Genomic DNA, 17,136 nt, shown 5'->3' with positions numbered 1-17,136 from the left:
CGCTCGCGGCCAGCCGGTGCAGCGCACCGTCGGTCACGGCCACGCCCAGCCCGAAGCGGCCGGCGGCCTGTGCCGTGGTGAACGGGCCGTGGCGAGGGGCGCCCGCCGGTACCGGCGGGCGCCCCTGGTGCGGACGAGCGGGATCAGACCTGTCCGGCCTTCTCCAGGGCCGTGCAGCAGGTGTCCACCAGCAGACGGGTCACCACATACGGGTCGACGTTGGCGTTCGGGCGGCGGTCCTCGATGTAGCCCTTGCCGTCCTGCTCGACCTGCCAGGGGATGCGCACCGAGGCGCCGCGGTTCGAGACGCCGTAGCTGTACTCGTTCCACGGGGCGGTCTCGTGCAGACCGGTGAGCCGGTCGTCGATGCCGGCGCCGTAGTTCTTGACGTGGTCGAGCGGCTTGGAGCCCTCGCCCAGCGACTCGCAGGCGGTGATGATCGCGTCGTAGCCCTCGCGCATCGCCCTGGTCGAGAAGTTGGTGTGCGCACCGGCGCCGTTCCAGTCGCCCTTCACCGGCTTCGGGTCGAGCGTCGCGGAGATCTCGAAGTCCTCGGCGGTGCGGTAGAGCAGCCAGCGCGCGATCCACAGCTGGTCGGAGACCTCCAGCGGGGCGAGCGGGCCGACCTGGAACTCCCACTGGCCGGGCATGACCTCGGCGTTGATGCCGGAGATCCCGAGCCCCGCCGAGAGACAGTTCTCCAAGTGGGCCTCGACGACGTCACGGCCGAAGATCTCGTCCGCGCCGACACCGCAGTAGTAGCCGCCCTGCGCGGCCGGGAAGCCGCTCTCCGGGAAGCCGAGCGGGCGGCTGCCCTTGAAGAACGTGTACTCCTGCTCGATCCCGAAGATCGGCTCCTGCGCGGTGAACCGAGCGGCCACCTCGGCCAGCTGCGCCCGGGTGTTGGAGGGGTGCGGTGTCATGTCCGTGTTGAGGACCTCGCACATCACCAGCAGGTCGTCGCCACCCCGGATCGGGTCGGGACAGGAGAAGACCGGCTTCAGCACACAGTCGGAGGCGTGCCCCTCGGCCTGGTTGGTGCTGGACCCGTCGAAGCCCCAGATCGGCAGCTCGCCGCCGGCCTCCGTGAGGATCTTCGTCTTGGAGCGAAGCTTGGCCGTCGGCTCGGTGCCGTCGATCCAGATGTACTCAGCCTTGAAGGTCACGGGCCTCATCCTTTGCGGGTCCAGCGGTATGCCGCGCAGCTTGGCAAGACGCGATTTCCCGGCCGTTGCCCGACTGTGAACCCCGTGTTACGCCGGACTGCCGGACCTTTCGGGACATCGGTGAGCGGCCCTCCACCCCCTGCGGCCGGGCCCCGTCCGCGTTCGCGCCCCGGCTCGTCCGCGACGCGGATCCGGCGCCCGGCCACGCGGATCGAGCCGCAACAGGTCGAGACGAGAAGCGTCGTATACAGGGGCGCGTCCCCGCGGAATTTTTCTCCGCCGGGCACACTGGGCCGCATGACGACCCCCGCGAAGCAGCCGCGTATCGGACTCTTCGGCGCAGGCCCGTGGGCCGAGCGCACCCAGGCGCCCGCCATCGCCGCCCATCCCGGTGTCGAGTTCGCCGGAGTGTGGGCGAGGCGGCCCGAGGCCGCCGAGGTGATCGCCACGGCGCACGGCACGGCCGCGTACACCGGAGAGGACGGCGTCGACGAGCTTCTCGCCTCCTGCGACATCGCGGCCTTCGCCCTGCCGCCCGACATCCAGGCGCCGCTCGCCGCGCGGGCCGCCGAGGCCGGCTGCCATCTGCTGCTGGACAAGCCGGTGGCGACGGATGTGGCCGCCGCCCGGGCCACGGCGGACGCGGCGGAGCGGGCCGGGGTGGCGTCCGTGGTGTTCTGCACGCTGCGCTTCGCCGCCGAGACCGCGGTCTGGATCGAGGACCGGTCCGCGGCGAAGGGCTGGTACACGGCTCATGCGCGGTGGCTCGGTTCGCTGTTCGCGCACGACAGCGACAGCCCGTACGCCGCCTCGCCCTGGCGGCGCGAGAGGGGCGGGCTGTGGGACATCGGCCCGCATGTGCTGTCCGTGCTGATCCCGGTGCTCGGCGACGTGACCCGGGTGACGGCCGCCCGGGGGCCGGAGGACACCGTGCACCTGGTGCTGCGGCACGCGTCGGGCGCTTCGAGCACGGCGACCCTGGGGCTGAGCGCGCCGGTGAGGGCGTCGGGCGTGAGCATCGAGCTGGTGGGCGAGCCGGGGACGGCCTTGATGCCGGAGTGGGGGGACGCGGTCGGGTCGTTCCGGGCGGCGCTGGACGCGCTGATGGAGTCGGCGCGCACGGGACGGCCGCACAGCTGTGACCTGGCGTTCGGGCTGCGGCTGACCGAGATCCTCGCCGAGGCCGAGGCGCAGCTGCCCCGCCCGTGAGGGGAAGCGCGGCTCCCGTGGGGGGACCTGACGGGCGGAGAGCCGCGGCTCGTTGGGGGTGGCGAACCGCGGCTCGTCCGGTGGGCGCGTACGGGTTCACCCTCGCGCCGGCCCGGGCGGTGCCGCGTCCGCCTGTCCCGTTCCGCACGGGGCGCTGCTCCCGGAGGCGGGGGCGGGCAGCCCCCACCGCGTGAGTGCGGAACAGACCTCCCGGTCACCCGCAGCGCGTGGACGCCTCGAGTGAGAGCTCCGGAGGACGGACGGGCACCGGCCCGGGCTGTGCCGGGTCAGCCCACGCGCTCGATGCGCGCCTTGCGGATCAGGAACTTGCCCGGCTCCCGCACCTGCTCGAAGGCGGCGTTGTTCAGCAACGCGCAACTGCCGGAGGTGGACGCGACCTTCACCGTCGTCGACTTGTTGTTGTCGAGGTTGGTCACCTTGAGCGTGGTGCCGATCGGGAACTGGTTGCTGGAGGCGGCGGGCTCCCCGGCCTCGCCGGACAGCGTCACGGTCGAACCGGCGCAGACGACCTCGCCCACGGCTCCGGCGTCACCGCCGCCGGCCTCCTCGCCGCCGCCGTTCGCGGGCGGCTGCGCCTCGGCCGGCGGAGCCTCCGCCGGCGGTTCGGCGGGCGGCTGCTCCTGCGCCGGGGGCTGCTGCGCGGGCGGCTGGGCCGCCTCGCCGCCCCCTGTGCCGACTTCACAACCCGATGCGGCCTGCTTGCGTTTGATCTCCTCGATGACGGCCTGCCGGTTGGCGATGCGCGCCTCGGACTGCGCGTCCGGGTTGGCGCGCTGGTCGGAGATAAACCGCTCGTTGTTCTGCAGGGCCGTGACGAGCCCGTCGCAGGCGACCGATGCCTGGCTGGTGCCGGTCATCGCGAAAGCCCCACCGCCGACGACGGTTGCTGCGCCGACGAGCAGAGCGATCTTCTTCTTACCGGTGAGGGTCTTCTTGCGGGACACGTGGGACTCCTGTCGGGTCGGTTCCGTGTGCCCCTACGTACGAGTAGGCCAGCGGTCCGACTCAAACTCCTCACCCGCAACTTCCTTAACTTTTCTTAAGGTTGAGCCAGGTGGGAGGGGTGATCCGGGTTGCCGCACGTCACCTCGGCGGGAGTCCGCGTCGCGTCGGCGGGAGGCCGGCTCGGGTCGGCTCGGGGAGCGGCTCACGTCGGCGGGAGCGCGGCTCGGGTCGGCGGGAGGCCGGCTCGGGTCGGCTCGGGGAGCGGCTCACGTCGGCGGGAGCGCGCGGCACAGCGCGTCCAGGGCTCCCGCGTACAGGTGCTCGGGCGGGGTGGCGTACCCGACGACCAGTTCGTCCCGGGGCCCGTCCGTCTCCTCGCCCGGGCCGCCGGGCCGGCGGAAGGCGGCCAGCCCCTCGACGGCGAGCCCCTGCCAGGCCGCCGCCTTCACCACCGCCCGCTCCGTTCCCGGCGGCAGGTCCAGTACGGCGTGCAACCCGGCCGCGATCCCCGTCACCCGTACCTGCGGCGCCCGTTAAGGCCCACGGCGGTACGAGAGAGCCCCAGCGCGGAGGGCCGCCCCGGCCGCCCGGGGCCCGCCGCCGGCCCGGCTGCTCAGCCACCTGTTCCCCAGGTGGCCCGGCCGCTCAACCACCTGGGAACGGGCCCCACCCTGCGGCGCGTTCGCTCAGTGGCGCCCCAGCGCGTCCCGTACCGCCTCCTCCGTCCGCGCGACGACGGCCGTGCCGTCGTCCGCCGTGATGATCGGCCGCTGGACCAGCTTCGGGTGCCGCGCCAGCGCCTCGATCCACCGGTCGCGCGAACTCTCCTCTCGCGCCCACTCCTTGAGCCCCAGCTCCTTCGCCTCCGCCTCCTGCGTCCGGGTGATGTCCCACGGTTCCAGCCCGAGGCGACCGAGGACCGCGCGGATCTCGTCCTCGGTCGGCACCTCGTCGAGGTAGCGGCGGACGGTGTACGAAGCGCCTTCCGCGTCGAGCAGGTTCACCGCGTTGCGGCACTTGGAACAGGCCGGATCGATCCAGATCTCCATCCCGCCACGGTACCGCTCACCAACCCCTCAAACACCCTCTGGCCAGGGGGGATTGTCAGTGGCGGCCAGTAGAATGAACAGTAGTTCGGGATGGTCCCGCCACCGTGCCCAGGAGGTTGCCGATGGCTGTAGCCAGACTCATGAGGAAGCCCGCCGACACCGATTTCCCGCAGGCGACGAGGAAGCCTCTGCCTGCCGGACAGCCGCGCGAGTGGTACGTGACGCACAACCGCCGCCTGAAGGCCATGCGGCTGACGATCGCCCTGCTGGACTCGGGCATCTACCACCCGGCGACCGCGGACAACGCGAGGATACGAGCGACGGCGGAGCAGATCGGGGTGCACCCGCCCTCGGACACGACGTGCCGGATGGTGCGTGCGCTGATCCGCTACGGACGCTGACCGTCACGGCCGCCGCCCCCACCCCCGGCCCGCCGTCGTCACTCCGGTGACGACGGCGGCGCGTGGCCGTTCAGGGGGCCGCCATGCCGTACCCGTCCCGCGTCCTCCACCGACTCTTCTCCGACCTCTACGTGTCCGACGCCAGTCGGACGACCTGGAGCAAGCCGATGCCGCGCTGCTGACACCGGTCGGGGCAGGGCAGGGCGAGGTCAGGCAGCCGGGCCGGACGCCGTCGTCGCCGCCACGGCGTCGCCCACGGCGACCGTGCCGTGCCGCACGACCGCCGCCTTCATGCCGAAGCTCACCTTGTTCTCGTACGCGGGCTCCCGCCGGTACTCCGCGAGCGTACGGATCGGTTCGGGACCGGCCCGCAGCCCGGTGAGCTGGTCCACCATCGGCACCGCGCACCGCGTCGCCCGTACGGCATAGGCGAGTCGAGCCGTCCCGATGTCCAGGCGCCGCATCTCGTCCTCGGCGTGCGGCGCGTCGCAGCCGGCGAGCACGATGTTCGGCCGGAAGCGGTCCATCGGTACGGGCGCGGCCCCGGCGGCCTCGATCCGTGCGTTGAGACCGTCCAGCGAAGCCTGCGAGGCGACGAGGACGGCATGCGCGTCGGCGAACCCCACCTTGCCGGGCGTCTCGCCCCACCCGTCCCGGTCGAACCCCGGCGGCACCCGCACCAGCCGTGACTTCGCCCCCAGCACCTCGGAGAACCACTCGGCCACCGCGTCCCCCTGATCGGCGCCCTCCCCGATGTCCCGCCCGAACATGCTCACCGGCCGCCGCTCACCGTCGTGGTCGACGTCCAGCAGCAGACTCTCGACCCCGTCGGCGGACAGCCGCAGCACGGCACCGCCGTCGACGATCTCGGGCCGGACAGCGGCCATCGCCGGCAGCGCCCGCTGACTGTGGAAGGACCCGTCGACGGCGTCGACGGCCATGAACGTACGGTCGTGCTCCAGCCCCGTCTCCCCGACCCGGGAGGACTCGACGTCCGTACCGGCACAGCCCTTGACCGGGTAGTACGTCAGTTTCTGCACAGTGATCCCCATGCTGTCCGATCGTACGGGCGAGGAACGGGGGAGCGGACCGGGGACCGGCGAGACCGGGTGCGACCCCGGCCCCCGCCGAGGACCGGTGCTCTCAGCCCGCCGCCGCGCCGAACCACCGCGGCAGCCGGTCCACCAGGTCCTGCTGGTCCTCGCCCACCCACGCCACATGACCGTCCGGGCGCAGCAGGACCGCGGGCGCGTCCAGTTCCTCGCCGACGTCGACGACATGGTCGACCCGGTCGGCCCATCCCTCCACCGAGAGGCGGCCGGTCCGGTCGAGGAGCAGGCCGCGCCCCTCGTGCATCAGCCCGTAGAGGCGGCCGCGCTCGAGCTGAATGTCCCGCAGCCGGCTGCCGAGCAGGTCATGGCCCTCGCCGAAGTCGTACCGGACGTCGACCGCCGTGACCATCCCGGTCACGTACCGGTTCACCTCGTCGAAGTCCATCAGCCGCCCGAGCAGCTCCCGCAGCGCGGTCGCGCCCGGATCGCTCCCCAGCATGGCCATCTGCGCCCGGGTGTTGCTCAGTACGCGGGCGCCCACCGGGTGCCGTTCGGCGTGGTAGCTGTCCAGCAGGCCCTCCGGTGCCCAGCCCTCGACCGCCGCGGCCAGCTTCCAGCCGAGGTTGAACGCGTCCTGCACGCCCAGGTTGAGCCCCTGACCGCCGGTCGGCGGGTGGATGTGCGCCGCGTCGCCGGCCAGCAGCACCCGGCCGACGCGGTAGCGCTCGGCCTGCCGGGTGGCGTCGCCGAAGCGGGACAGCCGGCGCGGCGAATGCACGCCGAAGTCGGTGCCCGCATACGCCCGCAGCTGCTTCTTGAACTCGTCGAGGGTCGGCGCGGTCGCGCGGTCTTCGGCCACCCCCTCGGCGGGGACGGCGACCCGCCACACCCCGTCCTTGCCGGGGGCGACGCCGAACCGGAGTTGGGTCTTGCGGATTTCCTCGACGACGGCGGCGATCGTCGCCGGGTCCTCGGTCACCTCCATCTCGCCGAGCAGCGTCTCGACCCTCGACGGCTCGCCGGGGAAGCCGACGCCGAGCAGCTTGCGCACGGCACTGCGGCCGCCGTCGCACCCCACGGCGTACCGCGACCGCAGCTGCGTGCCTCCCCCGCCGGGCGCGCCCCCATGGGCGGGGGCGCCCCCACTCGCCAGCTCGACGCTGACCCCGTGCTCGTCCTGGCTCAGCCCGACGACCTCGCAGCCGCGCCGGACGTCGGCACCGAGTTCGACCGCGCGCTCCTCCAGCAACCGCTCGGTGACCGGCTGCGGGGTGGCGACGCCGTACGGATGCGCCGTGTCCAGCCGCTCCGGCCACGGCTTCGTGATGCCGCCGAACAGACCGCCGACCCGGAACGTCTCGCTGACCGCGAGGAACCGGTCCAGCAGGCCGCGCTGGTCCATCACCTCGACACTGCGCGCGTGCAGACCCTGCCCGCGGGACTCCCCGGTGCGCTCGGTCAGCTTCTCCAGCACGACCACCCGCACGCCATGCAGCCGCAACTCACAGGCCAGCATCAAACCGGTCGGACCACCGCCGACCACGATCACGTCGATCATCGATACGCCCATTCAACGAGACTGGATTCCGGCACGGCCGCGCACCGCTGTCCAGCGGTGCGCACCCTGAACACCGCACCCACGCTCCGACACATCACGCGTACGCCGTCAATCCGCCATTTCCGCAGGTTCCGGCTTCGGCGGATCATTCTGCGGTACGACCGGGGCATTGCCGCAAGCCCCCCGGTGCGCTATACGTTGAGAGTGGCAAGGAGTCGAGGTCTTCTTGCCTTTTGTCGTCTCCGGGCAGCCTTCACTCGATGTCGAGGCGGGCCGCGAGACCTTCCCTCACCGCCGGCCACTCGTCGGTCAGGATCGAGAAGTAGACCGTGTCGCGCCAGGTGCCGTCCGGGCGCAGACGATGGCGGCGCAACGCTCCCTCCCGCCGGGCGCCGAGGCGCGTGATCGCCTTCTGGGAGCGGACGTTCATGTGATCGGTCTTCAACTGGACGCGTCCCATGCCCAGTTCCTCGAAGGCGTGGCGCAGGAGCAGCAGCTTCGTCTCGGTGTTGAGCGCCGTACGCCAGAACGCGCGGCCGTACCAGGTCCAGCCGATCTCCAGGCGCTCCTGCCGCACATCGATGTCCATGTACGTGGTCCAGCCGACCGCCCGGCCGGTGGGACGGTGGACGACGGCGAAGGGGATGTACGTGCCACGCGCGGCGCTGTCGAGGAGAGCGTCGAGCTTCTCGCCCAGCGCGTCCTGGGTGTGCGGTGTCGGCCCGCCCTGCCAGCGCCAGACCTCGTCGTCACCGCCGCCCGCGGCGAACAGATCCGGGAGGTGGGCCGTGGTGAGAGGTTCGAGGCGTACGTGGTGGCCGGTCAGAGTGACGGGCGCGGGCATCGTGGCAGGCATGCGCACCGACGCTAGCCGGATTATGTACTAGCCGCAACATGATATCGCACTAGTGCAAAGTGCGGATTCTTGCGACGCGTCCGCCGATGAGTCCCCGACGCGGCGGAGGTCTGTCTCTGCGACGGTGCCCGGCCGGCAGAAGGTGGAGCGATGAGCAGCCTGTACGACATCCTCAAGGGCCACGTCGGTAAAGGATCGGTGCCCGGAGCCGTCGCTCTGGTGGGCCGCGGCGACCGGGTCGAGGTGGAGACCGCCGGTTCCGTCGGGGCCGAGGGCACCGTCCCGATGGCCCGGGACTCGATCTTCCGCATCGCCTCGGTCACCAAGCCCGTCGTCGCGGCGGGGGCCATGATGCTCGTCGACGACGGCATCCTCGCGCTGGACGAGCCGGTCGGTACCTGGCTCCCGGAACTGGCGTCACCGGTCGTCGTGCGTACCCCCGACGCGCCGCTCGACGACGTGGTCCCGGCCGCCCGGCCGGTCACCCTCTTCGACCTGCTCACTTTCCGCGCCGGATACGGCTTCCCGTCCGACTTCTCCCTGCCCGCGGTCGCCCCGCTGTTCAGCGATCTCCGGCAGGGCCCGCCGCGACCGCAGACGGTCGCCGGGCCCGACGCGTGGATGGCGGCACTGTCCCGTATCCCGATGCTGCACCAGCCGGGCGAGACCTGGCTGTACAACACCTGCTCCGACATCCTCGGCGTACTGATCGCCAGGGCGGGCGGCCGTCCGCTGCCCGAGTTCCTTCAGGCGCGGCTGTTCGACCCGCTCGGCATGACCGACACCGGCTTCGCCGTCCCGGCCGGCAAGCTCGACCGCTTCACCTCCGCCTACCGGGAGGGGCCGTCGGGCGGCCTCGACCTGGTCGACGCCCCCGACGGGCAGTGGAGCACCCCGCCCGCGTTCCCCTCCGGTGCGGGCGGGCTGGTCTCGACGGCGGACGACTGGCTCGTCTTCGGCCGCATGCTCCTCGCCGGAGGGACCGTCGACGGCAGCAGACTGCTGTCGGCCGCGTCCGTACGGCAGCTGACCACCGACCACCTGACGGCGTCCCAGCGCGCGGACAGCGAACTGTTCCTGGAGGGCCAGGGCTGGGGGTTCGGCGGCTCGGTCGACGTCGCGGCCGTCGATCCCTGGAACGTGCCCGGCCGCTACGGCTGGGTCGGCGGCACGGGCACGGCGGCGCACATCACACCGTCCACCGGCACGGTCTCGATCCTGCTCACCCAGCGGGAGATGAGCGGGCCGACCCCGCCGGCCCTGATGCGCGCGTTCTGGCGGTACGCGGCCGGCGCCTGAGCCGCGGCCGTACGAGGGCGGGGCGCCCGGCACCGCCCGCACCGGGGCGCCGGGACCGGTGCGTACGTCTTTCTCACGCGCCCCGGTGGTACCTCAGTGCGCAATTCCGTCGATCAGCTCCCGCGCGCCCTGCCGCAGCAGCGCGACCGCGACCGACGTCCCGAGCGTCGCCGGGTCCAGCGGGCCCGCCCACTCGTGCGCGTTCAGCACCCGCTTGCCGTCGGGCGTGAAGACCCGCGCCCGCAGCGACAGGTCCCCGGAGCGTTCCGCCTGCGCGTACCCGGCGATCGGCGAATTGCAGTGGCCCTGGAGGACATGCAGGAACATTCGCTCGGCCGTCGCCTCCCGGTACGCCGCCGGATCGCCGAGCCCGCTCACCGCGTCGATCGTCGCGGTGTCGTCCTCGCGGCACTGGAGCGCCAGGATGCCCGCGCCGATCGGCGGGCACATCGTCTCGACCGACAGGACCTCGCTGATCACGTCCGTACGCCCGATGCGCTCCAGGCCGGACACCGCGAGCAGCAGGGCGTCCGCGTCCCCGGCCGCGAGCTTCTCCAGCCGCCGGTTGGCGTTGCCCCGCATCGGCACGCACTCCAGCTCCGGGTGCGAGGCGGCCAGTTGCGCGATCCTGCGCACCGAGGACGTACCGATCCGGGTCCCGGCCGGCAGCTCGTCCAGAGTGAGTCCCCCGGGGTGGATCAGGGCGTCCCGGATGTCGTCCCGCTCCAGGAAGGCCGCGAAGGTCGTTCCGGCCGGCAGCGGCCGGTCCGCCGGCACGTCCTTGACGCAGTGCACCGCCAGATCCGCCTCCCCGGCGATCAGCGCCGCATCCACCTCCTTGGTGAACGCGCCCTTTCCGCCAAGCTTGGCCAGGTCCCCCATCCAGCGGTCCCCGGACGTGGTGACGGGCACGACCTCCGTACGGATTCCGGGGTGCAGTGCGGTCAGTTCGGCGCGGACGCGCTCGACCTGGGCGAGAGCCATGGGCGAGGAGCGGGAGACGATACGGATGAGGTCAGGCGCAGACATGCCGACCACCATAGAGCGTCCCGCTCGACGGTCGATCCACTCCCGGCCGACTCCCGGCGCGTGCACCGCCCGGCCACACCCCTCTGCGCAGTGTGACGAGTCACAGACAAGGAGGCGGTGCTGTGGGAGCTTCAACGCAGTTGCTTTTCAGGTGAGTTGAGATCAAGGATGAGGGACTGATCGAATGAGCACCCTGGAAGCCCTGCCGCTCGGCCATGTGGTCGACACCGCCCGCTACCCCCTGTCCGACCTCGAAGGCGCCGAAGGACGGGCCGTCGTCTCCCGCGCGCGTCGCGAACTCGCCGCCACCGGCTGCACCGTACTGACGGACTTCATCCGTGCCGACCTGCGCGACGTGCTCCGGCGGGAGTGCGCGGACATCGCCCCCCGCGCCCACTTCGACGTCGAGACCGTCAACGTCTACAACATCGCCGTCGACTCCGACCTCCCGGACGGACATCCCGGACGGACGACGTTCCGGCGGGGCAACGCCTTCGTCGCCCGCGACCGGGTCCCCGAAGCCTCCCTCATCAGCCGGCTCCACACCCATCCCGACTTCCAGTCCTTCGTGGCCCGCTGCTTCGGCCTCCCCGAACTGCACGAACTGGCGGACCCGCTGTCCGGTCTCGTGCTCAATGTCGTCGAGCCCGGTATGGAACACCCCTGGCACTTCGACACGAACGAGTTCACCGTGAGCATGCTGACCCAGCAGGCCGAGGCGGGCGGCGTCTTCGAGTACTGCCCCGGCATCAGGTCCGCCGAGGACGAACGCTTCGACGACGTACGGGACGTGCTTCAGGGGCGGGGTGAACGGCTCGTCCGCCGGCTGCCGCTGCAACCCGGTGACCTCCAGCTGTTCAAGGGCCGCTACTCGCTGCACCGCGTCAGCCCCGTGCGCGGCGACCTCGCCCGCCACTCGGCGATCTTCGCGTACAGCGAGCGGCCCGGCGTCATCGGGAGCGTGGCGAGGACCCGCCAGCTTTTCGGGCGGGTGCTGCCCGACCACATCGAGGCGGAGGGGCGGGCGGTCCGCGGCGACCGGCTGCTCGACTGACGTACGGCCCGGATGCCGTACACCAGCCGATCGGCCGGTGTACGGCCCCCGGCGCGCGGTGACCCGCCGCCGTTCCCCGGCGCATTCCCCCTGGCGACCCATCGAGGAGTCATGCCTGTGCGTTTCGACGCGACCGGAAAAGTCACGCTCGACCACATCTACACACAGCCGGACCCGCGCGCCTACTTCAGCGTGCTGCGCCCCCTCGGCTACTGCGTTCCCCAGCAGGCCAAGCCCTACTTCGAGAAGGTGATCAAGGAGTACCGGGAGGCCCGGCACGTCGAGGTGCCCCAGGTGCTGGACATCGGCTGCTCGTACGGGATCAACGCCGCCCTGCTCAAGTACGACGCCACCATGGACGAGTTGTACGCCCGCTACTGCGGCGACGAGGACCGGGACACCGCCGGGGAGGACACCCGGTCGCGGGAGGAACTGGTGGCACGGGACCGCGGACTGTCCCGGTCGCGGCGGCCCGCCAACGGCCTGCGCGTCGTCGGACTCGACACCTCGGCGCCCGCGCTCGACTACGCCCGGGAGACCGGCTTCCTGGACGAGGCCGTCCACGCCGACCTCGAACGGAACGAGCCGACGCCTCGCCAGCGCGCCCAGTTCGCCGGGACCGACCTGGTGATCTCGACCGGCTGCCTGGGCTATGTCACCGAGCGCACCCTGCTGCGTGTCGTCGAGGCACAGGAGGGCGGCCGGCCCTGGATGGCCCACTTCGTGCTGCGGATGTTCCCCTTCGACTCCGTCGAACGCGCGCTGGCCGGCCTCGGCTACCGGACGACCCTGGTCGACGAGGTGTTCAAACAGCGCCGTTTCGCCTCCCCGGAGGAGCAGGCTCTCGTTCTCGACGGCATGTCGGCCGCGGGGGTGGATGCGCGGGGCCTGGAGGCGGAAGGCTGGCTCCACGCACAGCTCTATCTCTCCCGGCCGCAGGACACACCACCCGTGCCCACAACGATCTGAATCGAGTACAGAAGTGAAGATCAGTAAGGAAGCAGCAGGCAATGCGACCTTCGCCCAGGAGGAGAGCCTGCCGCGGGTTCCGCTGCCCGCCCTCGAGGCGAGCTGCGAGCGGTTCCTCACCTGGTGCGCGCCGCTGCTGTCCGCCGGCGAACTGGAGGCGACCCGGGCGGAGGTAGCCGAGTTCCTCCGCCCGGACGGCCCCGGCCGGGTCCTGCACAGCGCCCTGGAGGAGTACGACGCCACCGAGGGCGTGCACAGCTGGCTCGACACCTTCTGGCCGTACCGCTACCTCGGCCGCCGGGACCGGATCGCGCTCAACGCCAACTTCTTCTTCCTCTTCCAGGACTCCGACGAGCCGCAGGTGGAACGCGCGGCCGGGCTCATCGCCGGGGCCCTCAACTACAAGGGGAGGCTCGACCAGGGGCTGATCGAGCCGGTGGTGCAGCGGGGCGTGCCCCAGTCGATGGTGCAGAACGCCTTCCTGTTCTCCACCACCCGCATCCCCGGGGCGCGGCTGGACTCCGTCCGCGCCCCCTACACCGATGCCTGCCCGGGACCGTCCCCGGCCCGGCACATCGTCGTCTTCTTCCGCGGTGCGATGTTCCGGCTGGAGGTGCTCGGACCGGACGGGGCGCCGCACAGCCTGGAGGACCTGGAGGCAGGCCTGTGCGCCGTCATGAAGGCCGGGGGCGAGACTTCCGCCGACACCTCGGCGGGTCACTTCACCACGATGGCCCGCGCGGAGTGGGCGGCCACCCGCGAGTCACTGATCACCGGCCACCCCGTCAACGCGGCGGCCCTCGACGACATCGAGACCGCGCTGTTCTGCGTCTGCCTGGAGGACTTCGCCCCGGCCGGCATCCAGGAGGCCTGTGACGAGCTGCTGTACGGCGACCGCGGCAACCGCTGGTTCGACAAGGCGGTGTCCCTGATCGTGTTCGCGGACGGCCGGGCCGGTATCAACGTGGAGCACTGCGAGCTGGACGGGACGACCATCCTCAGCTTCGTCGACGCGCTGCTGGACACCCCGGCGGAGGAACAGTCCCGGCAGTCCGGCGCCCGCCCGCAGGGCCTGCCGGTCCTGGAGCCCATCGTCTTCGAACTGGACGAGGCCCTGCGCAACCAGGCCCGGGCGGCCGCGGAGGCGTTCGCCGCGTACGGGGCGGACACGGCCACCAGGACCGTGTCCTTCGAGGACTTCGGCAGCAGCGCGGCGAAGGTCCTCGGGGTGTCACCGGACGCCTTCGTCCAGGTCGCCTACCAGCTCGCCCACCGGCGCGCGAAGGGGCACCTGGGCGCCACGTACGAGTCGATCGCGACCCGGCAGTACCGGTACGGGCGCACGGAGGCGATGCGGGTCGTCACCCCCGAGATGGTCACGTTCACGGACACGATGGAGGACCCGTCGACGGATACGGCGACCCGCCGCGCGGCCTTCCACGCCGCCGCCCGCGCGCATGTGACCCGCGCGAAGGAGTCCCAGGCGGGCCAGGTCCCCGAACAGCACCTGTGGGAGCTGGAACTGATCCAGCGCCGCCGGGGCCCGGAACTGGGCGTCCCGGAACAGCCCGCGCTGTACCGCACCCCGGGCTGGCTGACGATGCGCGACGACTACCTGAGCACCAGCTCGGCCCCCTCGGCCAACATCCAGTACTTCGGCTTCGGCTCGACGAGCAGCCGCTGCATCGGCATCGCGTACGTCCTGCTCCCGGACCGCTTCAACCTCTACCTGAGCACACCACGGGCGGTGGCGGACCAGATGGAGACGTTCGCGGAGGAGCTGCGGGGGGTGGTGGCGGAACTGAGGGAGCTGCTGGCGGGCGGCACGTCCTGAGGATGCGCGCGTAGGGAGTGCGGGCCGGCGCGAGAGGCGGGCTCGTTGCGGGGCGCTGCCCCGGACCTCGTGGGCGAAGCCGAACGGGCTCGCCGCCGGCAAGGGCGTTCACGTTCAGTCCGTCCGGCGATCGAGGACATGCCCGGAGGGCCTGCGGGACAGGCGGGCCCGCAGGTGGCTCCGAGGCGCGGGCCCGTTGCGGAGCTCCGCTCCGGACTCCGCGCCCCGATCGCCCCCGCGGCAGGCGAAAGGCCGCCGGCCGTGCCTCCCCGTGAGGGAAGTGCACGGCCGACGGCCCAGACACACCGGCCCGGGCGAGCGGAAACCCGCTGCGACCCGGGGTCTTCCTAGATGTCGAAGTACAGCTCGAACTCGTGCGGGTGCGGCCGCAGCTGGATCGGGGCGATTTCGTACGTCCGCTTGTAGTCGATCCACGTCTCGATCAGGTCGGACGTGAACACACCGCCCGCCTGGAGGTACTCGTTGTCCGCCTCCAGCGCGTCCAGCACCGCCGGGAGCGAGGTCGGGACCTGCGGGACGCCCGCGTGCTCCTCCGGGGCCAGCTCGTAGAGGTCCTTGTCGATCGGCTCCGCCGGCTCGATCTTGTTCTTGACGCCGTCCAGGCCCGCGAGCAGCAGGGCCGAGAACGCCAGGTACGGGTTCGACGACGGGTCCGGGGCGCGGAACTCGACGCGCTTGGCCTTCGGGTTCGAGCCCGTGATCGGGATACGCATCGCAGCCGAGCGGTTGCGCTGGGAGTACACCAGGTTGACCGGCGCCTCGAAGCCCGGGACCAGGCGGTGGTAGGAGTTCACCGTCGGGTTGGTGAAGGCCAGCAGCGACGGCGCGTGCTTGAGGATGCCGCCGATGTAGTAGCGGGCGGTGTCCGACAGACCCGCGTAGCCCTGCTCGTCGTAGAACAGCGGCACGCCGCCCTGCCACAGCGACTGGTGGACGTGCATGCCCGAGCCGTTGTCGCCGAAGATCGGCTTCGGCATGAAGGTCGCGGTCTTGCCGTTGCGCCAGGCGACGTTCTTCACGATGTACTTGAAGAGCATCAGGTCGTCCGCCGCGGCCAGCAGCGTGTTGAACTTGTAGTTGATCTCGGCCTGGCCGGCGGTGCCCACCTCGTGGTGCTGGCGCTCGACCTGGAGGCCGTTCTTGTCCAGCTCCAAGGAGATCTCGGCACGCAGGTCGGCGAAGTGGTCGACCGGCGGAGCCGGGAAGTAGCCGCCCTTGTAGCGGACCTTGTAGCCACGGTTGTTCTCGAGCGCACCGGTGTTCCAGGCGCCGGCCTCGGAGTCGATGTGGTAGAAGCTCTCGTTCGCCGACGTCTGGAAGCGGACGTTGTCGAAGACGTAGAACTCGGCCTCCGGGCCGAAGTACGCGGTGTCCGCGATGCCGGTCGACGCGAGGTAGGCCTCGGCCTTCTTGGCGATGTTGCGCGGGTCGCGGCTGTACTGCTCGCCCGTGATCGGGTCGTGGATGAAGAAGTTGATGTTGACGGTCTTGTCGCGGCGGAAGGGGTCGACCCGGGCGGTCGACAGGTCCGCGCGGAGCGCCATGTCGGACTCGTGGATGGCCTGGAAGCCGCGGATCGACGAGCCGTCGAAGGCAAGCTCGTCGTCCGGGTCGAACGCCGCTGCGGGGATCGTGAAGTGCTGCATCACGCCCGGCAGGTCGCAGAACCGGACATCGATGAACTTGACATCTTCGTCAGCGATGAACTTCTTCGCGTCGTCGGCGTTCTGGAACATCCAACTCCTCCTACTCCCGACCCGGGAGGGGCGGGGTTGCAGCTCGGTTGTGCGGCCAGTGCGGTGGCACACGCTGGGACCCGACCTTAGGCAGACGGGATTTCTCCAGCATGACCCATTTGTTTCGCCCAAGTTAACCGGGCGGAGTGGATCGCGAGGATGACATGCCCGCGCGGAACGGCCGGGGGCCGGGCGGAACGGCGCGAATGCGGGCGCAGTACCGTGGACGGGTGGACAACAGGCAAGCAATCGGATCGTGGCTGTCCGGCCCCCGCGCGGCGGCCGAGGACATGGGCGCCGACTTCGGTCACCGGGGCCGGCGGCTCGGCCTGCCGGAGTCGGGGCCGGGCTCCATCGCCCCCCTCGGGCGGCGTTTCGGCGCCCTTTTCGTCGACTGGGGGCTCTGCCTCCTGATCGCATACGGACTCTTCGCCCAGGGTGACCGGCAGGCGGCCGGCAACTGGGCTCTCGGCATCTTTCTCGCCCTGGGGCTGCTGACCGTGGGTACGGTCGGTTTCACCCCCGGCAAGCGCCTCTTCGGACTGCGCGTCGTGTCCGAGGAGGGCGGCCGGCTGGGCTTCGTCCGGGTCGCCGTGCGGACCGTACTGCTCTGCCTCGCGATCCCGGCCCTCATCTGGGACCGGGACGGCCGCGGACTGCACGACCGCCTGGCCCGCGCCGTCCAGGTCCGGATCTAGCGGGCACGCGGCTGAGCAGGCCGAGCAGGCAGAACAAGCCGAGCAGGGTGAACAGACCAAGAAGGGGCGGCCGGGGTCCTGCGGGTTGACGAGGAAGGCGGTCGGCAGGGTCGACGGGGTCGTGCCAACGGCTGCTACTTCCGTGGGCGCGATCGCGCCGCACGTCGACAGCCCACAGGATCGACGCTCGGCCGTCGAGGAGCGGGGCAGGGTCTGGAGAAAGACTTCGAGGTCCCGCC

15 protein-coding genes and 1 pseudogene are annotated in these 17,136 nt (G+C 71.4%); 7 read left to right on the top strand and 9 right to left on the bottom strand.

Annotated features, from left to right (window positions below; translation table 11 throughout):
* Positions 1–143: 143 nt before the first annotated feature.
* Entirely contained in the window at positions 144–1,166 is a 1,023-nt protein-coding gene (gene glnII, locus ABTX78_RS35460; protein ID WP_352210876.1) for a glutamine synthetase, read from the bottom strand.
* Between the two features lie 297 nt (positions 1,167–1,463).
* Here glnII and ABTX78_RS35455 point away from each other — a divergent pair, with 297 nt between their 5' ends.
* Complete coding sequence (locus tag ABTX78_RS35455) at positions 1,464–2,375, top strand: Gfo/Idh/MocA family protein (protein ID WP_352210875.1); 912 nt, start codon at positions 1,464–1,466, stop codon at positions 2,373–2,375.
* 287 nt (positions 2,376–2,662) lie between these two features.
* Here ABTX78_RS35455 and ABTX78_RS35450 read toward each other — a convergent pair whose 3' ends face one another.
* From ABTX78_RS35450 to ABTX78_RS35440, 3 genes and pseudogenes are all read right to left on the bottom strand, one after another.
* Positions 2,663–3,340 (bottom strand): SCO2207 family protein, encoded by a 678-nt coding sequence (locus ABTX78_RS35450; protein WP_352210874.1) that lies wholly within the window; start codon positions 3,338–3,340, stop codon positions 2,663–2,665.
* Positions 3,341–3,607: 267 nt separating this feature from the next.
* Positions 3,608–3,874 (bottom strand): annotated as a pseudogene (locus ABTX78_RS35445) (PLP-dependent aminotransferase family protein); the annotation flags it as partial.
* Positions 3,875–4,027: 153 nt separating this feature from the next.
* Positions 4,028–4,390 (bottom strand): arsenate reductase family protein, encoded by a 363-nt coding sequence (locus ABTX78_RS35440; RefSeq protein WP_352210873.1) that lies wholly within the window; start codon positions 4,388–4,390, stop codon positions 4,028–4,030.
* 122 nt (positions 4,391–4,512) lie between these two features.
* Between ABTX78_RS35440 and ABTX78_RS35435 the strand changes: the two genes are divergently transcribed.
* Complete coding sequence (locus tag ABTX78_RS35435; protein ID WP_502994063.1) at positions 4,513–4,791, top strand: hypothetical protein; 279 nt, start codon at positions 4,513–4,515, stop codon at positions 4,789–4,791.
* Between the two features lie 209 nt (positions 4,792–5,000).
* Here ABTX78_RS35435 and ABTX78_RS35430 read toward each other — a convergent pair whose 3' ends face one another.
* From ABTX78_RS35430 to ABTX78_RS35420, 3 genes are all read right to left on the bottom strand, one after another.
* Positions 5,001–5,843, bottom strand: coding sequence for an MOSC domain-containing protein (locus ABTX78_RS35430; protein WP_352210872.1), 843 nt, complete (start codon positions 5,841–5,843; stop codon positions 5,001–5,003).
* A gap of 91 nt (positions 5,844–5,934) precedes the next feature.
* A complete protein-coding gene (gene rox, locus ABTX78_RS35425; RefSeq protein ID WP_352210877.1) occupies positions 5,935–7,401 on the bottom strand; it encodes a rifampin monooxygenase in 1,467 nt (488 codons plus the stop codon).
* A 253-nt stretch (positions 7,402–7,654) separates the two neighbouring features.
* Positions 7,655–8,257, bottom strand: a complete 603-nt coding sequence (locus tag ABTX78_RS35420) for a GNAT family N-acetyltransferase (RefSeq protein ID WP_352210871.1) — start codon at positions 8,255–8,257, stop codon at positions 7,655–7,657.
* Between the two features lie 150 nt (positions 8,258–8,407).
* Between ABTX78_RS35420 and ABTX78_RS35415 the strand changes: the two genes are divergently transcribed.
* The gene (locus ABTX78_RS35415; RefSeq protein WP_352210870.1) at positions 8,408–9,556 is read left to right on the top strand and encodes a serine hydrolase domain-containing protein; all 1,149 of its coding nucleotides are present in this window, start codon (positions 8,408–8,410) and stop codon (positions 9,554–9,556) included.
* 93 nt (positions 9,557–9,649) lie between these two features.
* On the opposite strand, the gene hemC is transcribed toward ABTX78_RS35415, so the two are convergent.
* Entirely contained in the window at positions 9,650–10,585 is a 936-nt protein-coding gene (gene hemC / locus ABTX78_RS35410) for a hydroxymethylbilane synthase (RefSeq protein ID WP_352210869.1), read from the bottom strand.
* Positions 10,586–10,769: 184 nt separating this feature from the next.
* Here hemC and ABTX78_RS35405 point away from each other — a divergent pair, with 184 nt between their 5' ends.
* From ABTX78_RS35405 to ABTX78_RS35395, 3 genes are all read left to right on the top strand, one after another.
* A complete protein-coding gene (locus tag ABTX78_RS35405) occupies positions 10,770–11,639 on the top strand; it encodes a HalD/BesD family halogenase (RefSeq protein WP_352210868.1) in 870 nt (289 codons plus the stop codon).
* A 111-nt stretch (positions 11,640–11,750) separates the two neighbouring features.
* Positions 11,751–12,608, top strand: coding sequence for a class I SAM-dependent methyltransferase (locus tag ABTX78_RS35400; protein ID WP_352210867.1), 858 nt, complete (start codon positions 11,751–11,753; stop codon positions 12,606–12,608).
* A 13-nt stretch (positions 12,609–12,621) separates the two neighbouring features.
* Positions 12,622–14,442, top strand: coding sequence for a choline/carnitine O-acyltransferase (locus tag ABTX78_RS35395; RefSeq protein WP_352210866.1), 1,821 nt, complete (start codon positions 12,622–12,624; stop codon positions 14,440–14,442).
* Between the two features lie 347 nt (positions 14,443–14,789).
* Here the strand turns inward: ABTX78_RS35395 and glnA are convergent, their stop codons facing one another.
* On the bottom strand, positions 14,790–16,199 hold the full coding sequence (gene glnA / locus ABTX78_RS35390) for a type I glutamate--ammonia ligase (protein ID WP_352210865.1): 1,410 nt from the start codon (positions 16,197–16,199) through the stop codon (positions 14,790–14,792).
* Between the two features lie 230 nt (positions 16,200–16,429).
* Between glnA and ABTX78_RS35385 the strand changes: the two genes are divergently transcribed.
* Positions 16,430–16,897, top strand: coding sequence for an RDD family protein (locus ABTX78_RS35385; RefSeq protein WP_352210864.1), 468 nt, complete (start codon positions 16,430–16,432; stop codon positions 16,895–16,897).
* The last annotated feature ends 239 nt before the right edge of the window (positions 16,898–17,136 follow it).

The sequence above is a fragment of the Streptomyces sp. NPDC096193 genome, assembly GCF_040302905.1.
Lineage (GTDB): Bacteria > Actinomycetota > Actinomycetes > Streptomycetales > Streptomycetaceae > Streptomyces.
This window is presented reverse-complemented; position numbering and strand designations above follow the sequence as displayed.

Bases quoted from the DNA above. Each gene is read 5' to 3' on its own strand.
- ABTX78_RS35405 (WP_352210868.1), top strand. From the start codon at position 10,770: ATGAGCACCCTGGAAGCCCTGCCGCTCGGCCATGTGGTCGACACCGCC.
- ABTX78_RS35455 (WP_352210875.1), top strand. From the start codon at position 1,464: ATGACGACCCCCGCGAAGCAGCCGCGTATCGGACTCTTCGGCGCAGGC.
- glnA (WP_352210865.1), bottom strand. From the start codon at position 16,199: ATGTTCCAGAACGCCGACGACGCGAAGAAGTTCATCGCTGACGAAGAT.
- ABTX78_RS35435 (WP_502994063.1), top strand. From the start codon at position 4,513: ATGGCTGTAGCCAGACTCATGAGGAAGCCCGCCGACACCGATTTCCCG.
- ABTX78_RS35420 (WP_352210871.1), bottom strand. From the start codon at position 8,257: ATGCCTGCCACGATGCCCGCGCCCGTCACTCTGACCGGCCACCACGTA.
- ABTX78_RS35430 (WP_352210872.1), bottom strand. From the start codon at position 5,843: ATGGGGATCACTGTGCAGAAACTGACGTACTACCCGGTCAAGGGCTGT.
- ABTX78_RS35400 (WP_352210867.1), top strand. From the start codon at position 11,751: ATGCCTGTGCGTTTCGACGCGACCGGAAAAGTCACGCTCGACCACATC.
- ABTX78_RS35415 (WP_352210870.1), top strand. From the start codon at position 8,408: ATGAGCAGCCTGTACGACATCCTCAAGGGCCACGTCGGTAAAGGATCG.
- ABTX78_RS35440 (WP_352210873.1), bottom strand. From the start codon at position 4,390: ATGGAGATCTGGATCGATCCGGCCTGTTCCAAGTGCCGCAACGCGGTG.
- hemC (WP_352210869.1), bottom strand. From the start codon at position 10,585: ATGTCTGCGCCTGACCTCATCCGTATCGTCTCCCGCTCCTCGCCCATG.
- rox (WP_352210877.1), bottom strand. From the start codon at position 7,401: ATGATCGACGTGATCGTGGTCGGCGGTGGTCCGACCGGTTTGATGCTG.